A 12,842-nucleotide genomic window follows, 5' to 3' on the forward strand; every position below is an offset into this window, starting at 1 on the left:
AGCATTTCTTTGGTATCTTTATCAACCATCACTTCTTACGGAGATTATGCCCATAATTTTACTTTTTATAAGCTATTGGCTGATCTTTACCGGCCCTCCTGGTAAAGAAAAAACCTATCCCATTGGTCAGATTAAAACCGACAAAGGCGACGTACTTTTCTGGTTATACGACGAAACGCCTAATCATAAAGCTAGTTTTATGAAACTGGCGAATGCAGGGTACTGGGATACGCTGACGTTCAATCGAGTCATCAAAAATTTTGTCGCGCAAGGAGGCTGCCCCGATACGCCCGCTGGTTTTGCGGATTCGCCCTATCTCCTAAAACCTGAATTTCGGCCTACAATCCGGCACATTTATGGAGCGGTCGGTGCCGGACGCGACAATAATCCGCAAATGCTGTCGGCTGGTTGCCAGTTCTACATTGTACAGAACAAAAAAGGCGAACATCGGCTCGATGATAAATTTACTGTATTCGGGCAGGTTTTCAAGGGAATGGACGTAATAGACGCCATTGTGGCCGTCAAAACCGACTCCACCGATACTCCGCTGATGCCTATCAAGCTTGACGTAAATGTGCTGAACCTCACAGGCTCAGAATTGAAAAAACTGGGCTATTCTGTTAAGTAATTTTTGTCATTCCGACCGCAGAGAGGAATCTCAAGCTCGCCCTACTGAAGTTTTAAGATTCCTCCCTACGGCCGTAATGACAAAAATCCGTTCGTTGTGCTCAACAATAGCGTGTCGTACTTTACCATTACTGCTTCAACAGGAATGCAGCCAGGTCAGCGAGTTGCTGCTGGCTTAATCCCAGCTGCGCAGGGTCGGGCATCAGGCTGTTTTTGTACTGTCGACGCGACGAAATCTGGTCAGCCGGAATTGTGTGTTTGATGCCTTTAATTCCCTTGACCGTTACCGACTGATCGCTGTCACTCACCAGAAATCCGTAGTACATCTGCCCTTTGGTGGTGGTAATCATGTACGGTTCATAGCCAAACGCAATACCAGCACTTGGGTAAAGGATGGCTTCCAAAAGCCCGCTCTTGTCAAATTTCTGATGAATCTTGGTCAGATCGGGGCCAATATCCTCACCCTGCTGGCCGTGCTTATGGCAGGTCGCGCAGTTGGTTTTAAAAATAGTTCGGCCGTTACGTTCGTCGCCTGTTAACAGGGCAATCTGAGCAATCGGTGAATTTGTAGTGGCAGCATCCGACGTAGCTGGTTTCTTTACGGGAGACAGTTCTACCGCTGTGGGCTGAGCCTGCACAGTAGCGGTCGATACAGGGGGCGTTTTCACCGGTTCTTTTTCCTTTGCGACAACCTGAGTCGGTTCTGCAGAAACAGAAGTCACAGAGGTAGCCGACGTATTGACAGGTGTTGACTCGGATGGGCGCTTCCAGGGAAAATACTCTTTACCCATTGTCCGAATCGTCTGGTCTTTGTTGGTTCGAATACCCGGCCCAGCGGCTTTAATCAAATCTTCTGATAGCTTTTGTTCAGCGGCTAGGCCAATCAGCACTTTAGCTCCCTCCGCATCCTTCGACATTTCTACGGCTATTTTCCGTTTGTCGGCGTCGGATTTGGCAGCATCCAGCAATTCACTACGTTGGTCCAGCATCTTCTGTTCTTCGGTCGACACCACCGTGGGCCTGACCTGATCCCAGTTCAAAAGCTTAGCCCAGTCGTTCCCGCGCCGGAAATCAACCCAGTACGTTGCCAAGCCAGCCACCTCTTTATCCGGCGATTTCGTCAAGTCAACCATAGCTTTAGCGGCCGGTGGGTTTTTAATGAACGCTAACGACGTAATGGCCTGACGACGAGCATCGGCAGACAGTGTTTGAGACTCTGCCCGTTTTTTAAGCATACTCACAGCTGGAGCCGGATGCAGCTCCCAAACCAAATCGGCTGTCCGCTGATCCCATTTGGCTGGGTCTTCGGGTAACGTCAAGTCGGCGAAAAGCGCATTTTCTTTCCCATCGGCTGCTTCGCCAAGCGCATCCAGATACCAGCGATCTTTGCCGTCGTAGCTGTTAACCAGATTGATCAACATAACCCGGCACTCAGCATACGGAATATCACGTAAAGCAACGGCAACTTCCCGCCGAACAGCCGCGTTCCGGTCGAGTGCCAGGTTTCCTAACAATGGCAATAGCGCTTCCTGAGAAGCCGTAAGACCCGGATTCGATTTGTTATTCTCAGGCGTAATACTGCGTAGCGCCCGAAGGGCCGTAATCCGAGTCATCGGGTCGTCGGATTTAAGAAGCCGCTCTACCTCGAACTGTCCTTCAGCGCCCAACTGTACCAGCAAATAAATGGCCCTTGCCCGATGATACGGATTCGGGGACGACAATATCGCTTTTACGGGTTCAATTACTTTTTCACCCTGTTCACGGAGAGCCTCAAAACCCAACATTCGTACATTCACGGCGGGATTCAGCAAGGCGGCAATCTGGCCCTGGGTGGAGCGAATGTCCATTTTCGGCGCTTTCAGGTTTTTGCCTTTGGGCGTAATGCGGTAAATGCGGCCATACCCTTGTTTATCCTGCATCTGATGCCCGCCTACTATCGGGTCATACCAATCGGCAATGTAGATGGCGCCATCTGTACCAACTGCTACGTCGCTGGGGCGAAACCACTTACGGGCATCCTTATCGACATCATTCCACTTGTAGTTTTCATCGACTTTTGGAAACGTACTGACAAAATCAGTACGTGGCATCCGATACCCAGCGCCCGACAATTCGGGTTTGTACCCAAATATTACGTTACGTCCGGCCTCGGCGCTCAAGAGCATGCCACGGTAGGCAAGGCCAAGCTCATCGCCTTCATACACAACCATGCCCGTCGGCGAACCAGCGCCCGTAAGGTCGCCCACGGGCATTACGCCGGGGTCTTCCTGATGCCAGTGAGCGGTAGGAATCGACTGGCCTGGTCGCTGATCACCTTTCCAGTTGCGGGTACCGTCAGCACTGAAGTACCCGGCGTTGCCCCCTTCCAGAACCCAGCTTGTGCGACAGGCCATAACCTCATCGTCGTTGTCGTTCTGCCACATATTTCCGTATGAATCAACGGCGGTTTCATAGTTGTTCCGGAAATTATGGGCCATCACTTTCAGATTGGAGCCATCGGGATTGATACGTAACGCCAAGCCACCAACCCACACGCGGCCATCATCACTTACCTGGTTTCCGTGGTTAATTTTGTTATAAGGCGTTCCGCCCACGTACATGCTCCCCGACCGGAGTGTCCAGCCGTCTTTGTCGCTTACTACGTGCGGGCCTGCATTTCCGGTATTGAAATAATACTTCCCATCGGGTCCGGCAATGACCGAATGCAACGAATGATCGTGGTCCATCCCGCCAAAGCCAGAAAGCATCACTTCCTTTTTATCCGGTTTATCGTCGCCGTTCTCATCGGTATACACCACAATGTTAGGTGCGGCCGATACAATTACTTTATTACCGATTACGGCAATACCGAGCGGAGAGACTAAATCCGGGTCTGTCACAAACACTTTGTTGTTATCGGCTTTACCATCCCCGTTGGTATCTTCCAGAATAACAATCCGTTCGCCTTCCGGATGATCGAGTCGGCCTTCGGGCTTATTGGTGAATTTGCGGTAATTAACAGCCTCTGTAACCCAAATCCGTCCTTTAGCGTCGACATCCATGTTCGTAGGATTATAAAACATGGGCGATTCGGCCCAAAGCGTCGCTTCCAGATCGTCGGGTAGATACAGCTTGTCCCCATCCTCGCTGGTAAGTACGCTATGCGGCTGTGCTGGCTCAAGTACGTGCGAGGCAGCTGCCCATTTTTGAGGCTGTATGGTTTGGCCGGTAAGGTATACGAACCCGACGGCTGCAAGGGCCAGCGGTAAAGGACTTAGGGAGAATAGTGTCTTCATTATTAGTCTGTTTCATTAAAATTGAATGCGAAACATTCCTTAGCTAAATATCGACCGCACCGTTTTCGCATTCTCTATATAACTTTCCAGCATCGGGCTGCCTTTGGGCACCGCCCCTTCAATCTGCAACCAGCCCGAATAGCCAATATCATCTAACGTCTGCCGAACCTTCGCAAGATCTACCTTACCCTGGCCAAGCAAAAAGCCGTTTTCTTTTAGATGCACTTCACAGATTTTGTCTTTACCCAGCTCGCGAATTTCCTTAAAAATATCATACCCCATATCCGTAGAATTGCAGACATCGTAATAAACCTGTACCGCCGGAGACGCTACGGCATCCAGAATAGCCCGCAGTTCGGGGGCCGACAACCAGGATTCAATGCCCAGCACTACGCCCGCTTTTTCGGCTTTCGGCGCTACGGCTTTCAATCGTTCTATGACGATCTGAGTGCCTTTGGGGTCATTTCGCAAATCATTATTTGAGAAAAAAGCCAGCAGAACATTCTTTACGCCTAACGCACTTGCTACGTCTACGCTATCCTGCACCCACTGTTCGGTACGCGGGTCGGATTTGTACGGAATCTCATTCAGCAAGCCAATGGCCAACCCACCAATCGCTACGTTTGCCTGCCGGGCGGCCTCTTTAAATGCGCGTTGCTTTTCGGGCCGACGAAGATGCTCCTGATCCGCTTTCGTATTCAGACTCAGCTGTACGCCGTCAAGTCCGATCTGTTTGGCAACGCTAAAGCTGTGTATATCCCCCGCCGGACCAATCGACCAGTCGCAGGCACCTATTTTAAAGCGGGCGTTTTTGGCAGCGGTCTCAGCGTATAAGGAATAAGCTGTAGCTGCAAGACCAATACCTAGCAGATTTCGTAGGGTGTCCCGGCGATTCATTTTTGATCGTCTGCGTTTATATTACCAAAGGTACGTATCTATAAAGCGTGGAACCTTACTTATTCTAATACCCATTTTACTTTTGGAAAGAAAAACGATTTTTTTCTGTTGACTTACAACCGTTTGTCAGCAAACAGGGTCAATACAGTGTCAGCGTTAGTATGCAAGATGAATACGCGTTAGTTGAAGGGTGCCGCCGGCAGGACCGCATTGTGCAGCGACAGCTCTATGAGCGGTTTGCCGGGAAGCTCTTTGTCGTTTGTAAACGGTACATAAAGGACCCCGACGAGGCAGAAGACGTTTTGCAGGATGCATTTGTAAAAATTTACAGGAATATCGATTCATTTCGGTTTGAATGCCCGCTGGAGGCATGGCTGAAGCGGATAACCATCAACACAGCACTTAAACAGTTACGAAAAGGAAAACCGTGGGAAAACACTACTGACATACAGGACATGGCTCCCGTATTGCCCCAGGCTGACGAAAGTTTACCAACGCTGAATTACAAATATCTGCTACAGCTTATTCAGGAACTGCCCCCCGGTTGCCGAACGGTATTTAACCTGTACGCTATCGAAGGCTATAATCATCCGGAGATTGCCGAAATGCTCGACATCGCCGAGGGAACCTCTAAATCGCAGTATGCACGCGCCCGGATGCTGCTGCAACAAAAACTACAATCCGATGGGCACCCTGCACAAGGCTACCCCCTATGATAAAGACTAAAAATGGATGAATTAGAGAAAAATATTCCAGATGATTTTTGGCGAAAGGCCTTCGACGAAGCTGCCGAAACGCCACCATCTCGTGTGTGGGATTCTGTTGAGCGCCGGTTAGATGAATCTGATGGAACCAAAATTATTCCACTTTGGGGTATTGGCCCGGCATCATCGCGACCCGTGGTCTGGTGGAGTACGGGCGTAGCAGCCGCCTTAACATTGCTGTTTGTGGGTTGGTGGGCTTTTTCTAATGAATCCACCCCCATATCCGTAGCCCGTGTACAACCATCCGTAGCCCAACCCAAACTGTCCAGCCCGAGCGAGTCTATAGCGCTAGCTCCTGCTACGTCTCCAGCGGTCCATCATTCACTGAATGCATCTGTGAACGAGAAGAACGCTGCTACGTCCAATAATAAACCCGTGCACATTGAAGAGCCTTCACTAGCCGCTAATTCATCAACCCCGGAACTCGGTAACCGGTCGAAAAAGGAAGCGAGTGAGCAGATACTAACACAGATGGCTCGCGATGTCAATGTGTTGAGTCACCGGACTAATCCAGCAATAGCATCGCCTGCGTTGCATTCGGCGCCATCGCGTACAGCGACCGACGCACTTGCCCATACTCGTGGGCAAATAGCCAATACGTCATTTACACCAGGTAGTTATACTGGCCGGACCGCCATTGCATCGAGTCAGGTAGCCGCAGCTTATGAGTTACTTAACGGCCGCCCTTTACGTCTGCGTTCACCTGGACAAATCCAGCGGATTGTCTGGTTTCAGCCTGCCGAACTGCCTCTTGAGGCTGAGATGACAAAAGAGAAGCACAAAGCAAAGGAAAAGTGGGCCTCTGTCAGTGTTATGCCTGGTGCGTTTAACCCTTCAGTATCTGTAAAAAATTCGCCGATTGCGGCATTTTCCAACGCACGTACAAGCCAGTCGGCGGTTAACAGCCGGGCCAGTTTTTCTATAGCCTATCAGGCCGGGGCAGGTATCCAGTTGAGTGACCGCTGGTCTGTCGAGTCGGGTATTGGTTATCTGGCCGGTCATTCAAGCGTTGATGCGTCAGCGCAATCAGCTTCTATGGCTTTCTTGGCGGGGTCTAGCTCCGATAAAAGTGCCGTTGTCAACAATGTGTATGTCGATGCGCTGCGAAACAGTGTATCCAACCGGTCTGTGCAGAATGTATCGCCCTCAAATTCAGACCTGCTCAACAATGGGTACCTATCACAGGGTACGTATAGTAACCAAACCATCCAAACCCTAGCTAACGACTATCAGTACATGCAGGTTCCGGTTCAGGTGGGTTATCAGTTACGTCCCCGCAAACGGCTAAGTCTGGCGGTACTGGGTGGCCTGGTCACGAACATTTTTGTACGTAATACAGTCGGTAGCGATCTGATAATCACGGCAAAAGATGGTGTTTATCGGCCGGTTTCACTAGCGGCTACTATGGGGGCTCGGTTCCGCTATCGCCCATCTGGCCGGTGGTCGGCTTCGCTGGCTGGACAGTATCAGCCGTCTCTGGAACTTGGCACACAAGCTGATTCGCAGGTACAAACCCGACCTACCTCAACGGGTATGAGCTTTGGCCTCGATTATCATTTTTAAACAGTTCATGCTATGAAAACCAGCTTCTTTTCAACGTTAATGGCTGTAACGGCCAGCGTTCTGCTGGCAACAGTCAGCTGCAAAAACTCGAACGTAACGCCAGACCTCGGCACGGCAAGTGAGCTACGCGTGTCGGCGCCATTTGCGGACCAGACCACTCAGTTTGCTTTCGACATCAGCAAGGCCGTAACTACGCAGGAAGGCTCGTCCAAAAACGTTTTTATTTCTCCGCTCAGCCTGCACATAGCACTAGGCATGATTATGAACGGCGCCAACGGACAAACAGCACAGGAAATCCAGAAAACGCTGAAGCTGGACGCCCAGACCCTGGCGGAAGCGAATCAGACGTACCAGAATCTGATGACGAATCTGCCGGGCGTCGATCCCAAGGTAACGCTGACACTGGCCAATTCTGTTTGGTACAGGAATACGTTTAGCGTTGAAACCCCGTATCAGGATTTGCTCAAACAGTCGTTCAAGGCAGAGATCTCAGCGCAGGATTTTAATGACCCGGCAACCGTAGGAAAAATCAATGCCTGGGCCAGCGAAAAAACGAACGGTAAAATCCCCAAGGTTATCGAACAGATTCAGCCCGATAACGTAATGTTTCTGCTGAACGCCCTTTATTTCAAAGGCGACTGGAAAACGCAGTTTGATCCCAGTAAAACAATCGATGCACCATTCAAACTGGCATCAGGCGGCACAACCAATGTGCGGATGATGCGGCTCAATGCACCAATTAAACATGTGGCCCGCTCAACGTATGGCGCTTATGAACTACCTTATGGTTCGGATAAATATGCCATGACCGTGTTATTACCCGCAGCCAATACGTCGGCCGATGCGCTGATTAATTCACTGTCAAGCTCGGAATGGACCCAGTTGCAAAAAGATATGACGTCCGGAACGGTTGATTTTGGCCTGCCCAAGTTTACGCTGAATTATGAAATCAACCTGAACAAAGCGCTGAGCACCTTAGGTATGCCGACCGCTTTTAGTGATCAGGCTGACTTTACAAAAATCAACGCCCAGGGCGGGCTACTGCTCAGTTTTATCAAACAAAATACGTTCGTAGCGGTAGATGAAAAAGGAACCGAAGCAGCGGCCGTAACAACAGGGGGCATTTCGACAACATCCATGCCCCAACCAACGCTCTGCGACAGGCCTTTTGTTTTTGTTATTCACGAAAAAACCACGGGAACGATCTTGTTTGTTGGCAAAATTGCCGACCCTACCAAAAGCGGAAACTCATGAAACCTGTACTAGCTTTCTTCCTGCTGCTGGCACTGCTTACCCAGTGTGGAAAGAAAGAAACGACGCTGGCGCCAAACGTAGCGAACCTAACGGGTACGTGGCAGCTCACTGAACCCGATTCGACCTATGGTGTGACGCTTCAGATTGGTTTTGACACCGAAAATCCACCGCACGATGTTACGCCCTTTCTGATATCGGGAAAATCGTCGGTGAATCAGTACAACGCTCGCTTTTTTGCCGCTTTGGATGGCATGGCAACAGTCGAAAACCTGGGTAGCACAAAAGTGGCAGGTCCGCCACAGGCAATGCAGTTTGAGCAAACCTATTTCGACAATCTGCGAACCATTGCACGTTATGAACTTTCAACCGACAACCGGCTTCGCTTATTCCACGGTGGAGAAAAACCGGGCGTGTTGGTTTATAAACGAACGAACTAATATGAAACCAATAAAAGTTATTCTTGTCTGTCTGTGCGCAGCGTTCATCTTGTCGTGCTCACAGAAAGATGCCGTTAACCCAGCCAGTAAAGTATCAGATACGCAGGTTGTAGGGCGCTGGAACCTGATACGTATTGTTAATGGCTTTGCCCAATCAACAACCATACCGTCGGAGGTGGGCATTTCAGAAGTAATCGAGTACAAAGCTGACGGTACGTATCAGCGAAATTATACGGATACGTTTGGACAGCACGAAGAGAAAGGGAATTTCTATACGGGTGCCAACCCAACAAAAACGGCCGATAAGCAAGCTGTTTTCTATCCCGACGACAAAACCGCTCAACCCTATACTTTCCAGGATGGTCATTTGTTTCTCTATCAGCGGGGTAGCCAGGACGCTACCATTGCCGATGGGTCAACATATGAGTATCAGCGACAATAATTGCCCTTTTTGTGTAAGACCAGTATTGCCCGGCCGTAATCAGGACAGCCGGGCAATTTTATTTGTGAGCGTTCCAACGTTTTCACCAAGTCGGGAGTCCTGATACTATTCCCAACCCCCGTCTGTAATGAAAGCAAATCTACTTCTTATTATTCTGTCGCTTTTTTACCTGACCAGTTGCACCGACAACTGCGAACAGGTCCGAACGTACCGCAAATACATTCCCATTCAGTTGACGCTTTCCGACTTGCGGCAGGCCATTAAATCTGGCCCAGCGCAGACGTTGGTTGAGCCAGGAAAACTGTACGTTAAAGACAAGTATCTCTTCATCGTAGAAGTGAAAAAAGGGATTCATGTGTTCGATAACAGTAATCCGGCCAACCCCAAAGCGATTTCGTTCCTTAGTATTCCGGGCAACGTTGACCTGGCCGTTCGCGACAATATTCTGTATGCTGACAGTTATATTGATCTGGTCGCCCTGGATATCAGCGATCCAACTTCAATTAAAGAAGTAAGTCGTACCGAAACGGGTTTTAAGAGTGGGCAGGTTGGCCGTACGTACTGGGCGTATGACCAGCAGAGCATGAAAATAAATGACCAGCGCGAGGAAATTGCGACGGAAACGATCAAAACCGATTGTGAAGGCTCTTTCAACGTATTACCCTACCTGGTACCAATTGCCTGGTTTGGCCGGTATTACGAGACCTATGCATTTGCCGATCTGGCGGCCGGTAGTCAGAATAAAGCGCCGACGCCAACCCCAACAACCGGTGTAGGCGGCTCAATGGCCCGGTTTGCCATTACCAACAACCAGCTTTACGTAGTTAATAATTATTCGCTTCAGTTATTCGACATTAGTGCCCCTGCCAATCCGGTAAAAGGTAAAACGGCGAACCTGAACTGGAATGTTGAGACGATTTTTCCGTACCGTAATAACCTGTTTATTGGCACAACGACGGGCATGTATATCTATGACATTGCCAATCCTGCCGAGCCAAAACAACTGTCGGCTTTTTCGCACGTTCGCTCCTGCGATCCGGTGGTGGTGCATGAAGATTATGCCTACGTAACGTTACGAGGTACGAGTACCTGTGGCGTAGCGGGTACGCAGGATGTGCTCGACGTGATCAATATCAGCAATCCAGCAGCGCCCCGGGTTGAGAAATCCTATCCAATCGAAACGCCGTATGGCCTTGGCATCGATTACCCAACGCTGTTTGTCTGTCAGGGTAGTAAAGGGCTAAGTGTTTTCGATGCGTCTAACCCGCTCGACCTAAAAACACGCCAGACATTTCCGAATGTGAATGCTTTCGATGTTATCCCTCTTTCGAAAGTCCTGTTGACCATTGGTAAAGATGGGCTGTATCAGTATGATTATTCGAATCCGAATGATCTTCGGCTCCTGAGCAAAATTGCGGCCCAACAACCTAATTAACCTGTCTACTTCCATGAAAACGTTTATCAGTTTGCTTATCTGTTTACTGGTTCGGCACACGTACGCACAAACAGAACCAGCTAAACCTAACCCCTGGCGGGTAACTGTTGAAATGGGCGTGCAAACAGGGCGGGTACAACCCGACCAACGTAATGCCTACCCCTACTATGATTACATCTATTACCCGAATAATTACAACTATTACCCAGCACGTACGGCTGGCAACCGAATCGGTTTAACCATCCATGCGTTCACAGGTTATTCCATTCGCTCCTGGTTAATACCGGGCCTGGCATTCGGCGTTGACTATTATAATAACTCAGCTTTTATACCTGTAGCCGCAGCCGTTCAGGGCGATATTTTTGGGCATAAAAAACGGCTTACAACCTTTTACAGCCTCGAAAGCGGCTATGCTCTTTCGGGGCCAAATCCACATGGTAGAGAACTGAAAGGCGGCTGGCTATGGAGTCCGGGAATTGGCTTACGTATCAACAAGGGTAATGGCACAGGTTTTCTTATAAGCGCTGGCTATAAGCATCAGGAAGCCAGGCAAGTTGCCGCTGTGGATGGCGTTCAGACGCTCTCTCAAGTTGAACACCGGCATTACAATCGACTCTATTTTCGAATGGGTTTTAGTTTTTAAGAAACATTTAGCCGACTTAATGGGTTTGTGCATAGCCACGTCTACAGTGGAATTTGACTCTATTATGTAACTAATTTGACTTTTTACGTCAGTAAGAAGGTAATAGTACAAACCATAACCGTATAATAACTACTCTGAAGGAAATAGATGTGGAATAAATAAATTAGCACCTCCATATCACGCACCATCAAAAATTGAATCTTAACATTATGAAAAGGCTTATCATGATTTTTATTGGTATTCTGCTGTTCGCGGCCGGATACAATTACACGCGCCGACAGGCAGAGTACGTAGCCCACCAAACGTTATCGACCAAAAGTATTCAAGCTAAACTACCCGTCATTCTGCCGTTTAAAACATTACCCTCACTCGTTTTCCGAGCCGACAAATCTCTTTCGGGCCTCCATTACAATTGAGAAAATAAAAGACAGTTTGCGACAAGATCTTTATTTGACATCTTTTACGTGATAGAAGCAAAAAGCGCGATACCTGTAGGCATCGCGCTTTTTTTAATAGGTATTTAGAGAAGCTTACCGAACAGCAAACTCACCAGAACCGATACGGAAACCTTCTGAATAGAGCTCTATGGTATACTTACCTGGTTTGTAAGGAATACCGCGGCTGTAAAGGAGTTCAACGTTCTGGTTATTATTGGTATAATTAACCGTCTGCTTCGTTGTATAAACCGTTTCGTTACCATCTACGGTAAACGTACCCGATCCATTAGCCATATCAGACACAACAGCACCCGTCGGATCAAGTACCCGAACATACACATCCTTAGGCTCCTCTTTCGTCAGCGGATTGTCCAGCAAGGTATAAACCAGCTTGATTTTGTCCAGGCGTTTCGCTTTGTAGGAATCATCGTCTTTAACTTTTCCCTTAGCATTGACTGCGTAAACTTTTACGTTCTGAGCTTTCAGAGCGGCAGCCCGGGTTACTTTGGTGCTTAATTCCTGATTTTGCGACTGAACCTGTGATACAACAGTAGTTACCGAGTCGCGGAACTGTTGACCTTTCACTTTCAGGCCTGTGTTTTCTTCATCCAGTACTTTTACGTTGGTGGCCAGCGTTACGTTCTCACGCTGCAGATTCGCGATGAGCGTATCTTTTTCCACCAGAAACGCTTCGTACTGCTTAATTTTTGCTTCGTATTTAGCGATCGATACCCGGTTACCTTTGCGTAATGACGCTTTATCCTGTTCCAACTGTTCCTTCACCTTCTGTAACTCGGAAATGTCGCCACCCAATTTCTGCACTTCGGCGATTTTAGCATCCAGAGCGGTAGAGATCGAATCCAGTTTAACCCGTGTTGTTGATAGTTCTTCAACGCGCTCAGATATGGTTACTTCCTGGGTTTCGGATACTTTTTTCTGATCGAAATACAGATAACTTGACACTCCAGCCAGACCCGTCATTATAATTAGCGCGGCTAGCAAAGCACCATTTGTTTTGGATTTCTGCGAATTACTTTCCATAAAAAATTGTCAGTTTAACGATTGAAC

General features: G+C 48.7%; 12 protein-coding genes. 9 read left to right on the forward strand and 3 right to left on the reverse strand.

Going from position 1 to position 12,842, the window contains the following annotated elements:
- Positions 1 to 46: 46 nt before the first annotated feature.
- Positions 47 to 628, forward strand: coding sequence for a peptidylprolyl isomerase (locus tag LN737_RS03420; RefSeq protein WP_405516240.1), 582 nt, complete (start codon positions 47 to 49; stop codon positions 626 to 628).
- Positions 629 to 755: 127 nt separating this feature from the next.
- Here the strand turns inward: LN737_RS03420 and LN737_RS03425 are convergent, their stop codons facing one another.
- The gene (locus LN737_RS03425) at positions 756 to 3,902 is read right to left on the reverse strand and encodes a PVC-type heme-binding CxxCH protein (RefSeq protein WP_405516242.1); all 3,147 of its coding nucleotides are present in this window, start codon (positions 3,900 to 3,902) and stop codon (positions 756 to 758) included.
- A gap of 39 nt (positions 3,903 to 3,941) precedes the next feature.
- Positions 3,942 to 4,799 (reverse strand): sugar phosphate isomerase/epimerase, encoded by an 858-nt coding sequence (locus LN737_RS03430; RefSeq protein WP_405516244.1) that lies wholly within the window; start codon positions 4,797 to 4,799, stop codon positions 3,942 to 3,944.
- Between the two features lie 161 nt (positions 4,800 to 4,960).
- Here LN737_RS03430 and LN737_RS03435 point away from each other — a divergent pair, with 161 nt between their 5' ends.
- The 8 genes from LN737_RS03435 to LN737_RS03470 all read left to right on the forward strand — a co-directional run bounded on the left by LN737_RS03435 (position 4,961) and on the right by LN737_RS03470 (position 11,753).
- Positions 4,961 to 5,515, forward strand: a complete 555-nt coding sequence (locus tag LN737_RS03435) for an RNA polymerase sigma factor (protein ID WP_405516246.1) — start codon at positions 4,961 to 4,963, stop codon at positions 5,513 to 5,515.
- 12 nt (positions 5,516 to 5,527) lie between these two features.
- Positions 5,528 to 7,126 carry a hypothetical protein gene (locus LN737_RS03440; RefSeq protein WP_405516248.1) on the forward strand — a complete coding sequence of 533 codons (1,599 nt, stop codon included), beginning with the start codon at positions 5,528 to 5,530 and terminating at the stop codon, positions 7,124 to 7,126.
- 12 nt (positions 7,127 to 7,138) lie between these two features.
- A complete protein-coding gene (locus LN737_RS03445; protein WP_405516250.1) occupies positions 7,139 to 8,380 on the forward strand; it encodes a serpin family protein in 1,242 nt (413 codons plus the stop codon).
- Complete coding sequence (locus LN737_RS03450; protein ID WP_405516252.1) at positions 8,377 to 8,817, forward strand: META domain-containing protein; 441 nt, start codon at positions 8,377 to 8,379, stop codon at positions 8,815 to 8,817. Before LN737_RS03445 ends, LN737_RS03450 begins: the two co-directional genes overlap by 4 nt.
- Before the next feature lies 1 nt (position 8,818).
- On the forward strand, positions 8,819 to 9,259 hold the full coding sequence (locus tag LN737_RS03455; protein ID WP_405516254.1) for a hypothetical protein: 441 nt from the start codon (positions 8,819 to 8,821) through the stop codon (positions 9,257 to 9,259).
- Between the two features lie 127 nt (positions 9,260 to 9,386).
- Complete coding sequence (locus LN737_RS03460) at positions 9,387 to 10,694, forward strand: LVIVD repeat-containing protein (RefSeq protein ID WP_405516256.1); 1,308 nt, start codon at positions 9,387 to 9,389, stop codon at positions 10,692 to 10,694.
- 13 nt (positions 10,695 to 10,707) lie between these two features.
- Positions 10,708 to 11,337, forward strand: a complete 630-nt coding sequence (locus LN737_RS03465; protein ID WP_405516258.1) for a hypothetical protein — start codon at positions 10,708 to 10,710, stop codon at positions 11,335 to 11,337.
- A 209-nt stretch (positions 11,338 to 11,546) separates the two neighbouring features.
- Positions 11,547 to 11,753 (forward strand): hypothetical protein, encoded by a 207-nt coding sequence (locus LN737_RS03470; RefSeq protein ID WP_405516260.1) that lies wholly within the window; start codon positions 11,547 to 11,549, stop codon positions 11,751 to 11,753.
- Between the two features lie 114 nt (positions 11,754 to 11,867).
- On the opposite strand, the gene LN737_RS03475 is transcribed toward LN737_RS03470, so the two are convergent.
- On the reverse strand, positions 11,868 to 12,815 hold the full coding sequence (locus tag LN737_RS03475) for a hypothetical protein (RefSeq protein ID WP_405516262.1): 948 nt from the start codon (positions 12,813 to 12,815) through the stop codon (positions 11,868 to 11,870).
- Between the last annotated feature and the right edge of the window lie 27 nt (positions 12,816 to 12,842).

The organism is Spirosoma sp. KNUC1025 (assembly GCF_045160025.1).
Classification (GTDB): Bacteria; Bacteroidota; Bacteroidia; order Cytophagales; family Spirosomataceae; genus Spirosoma.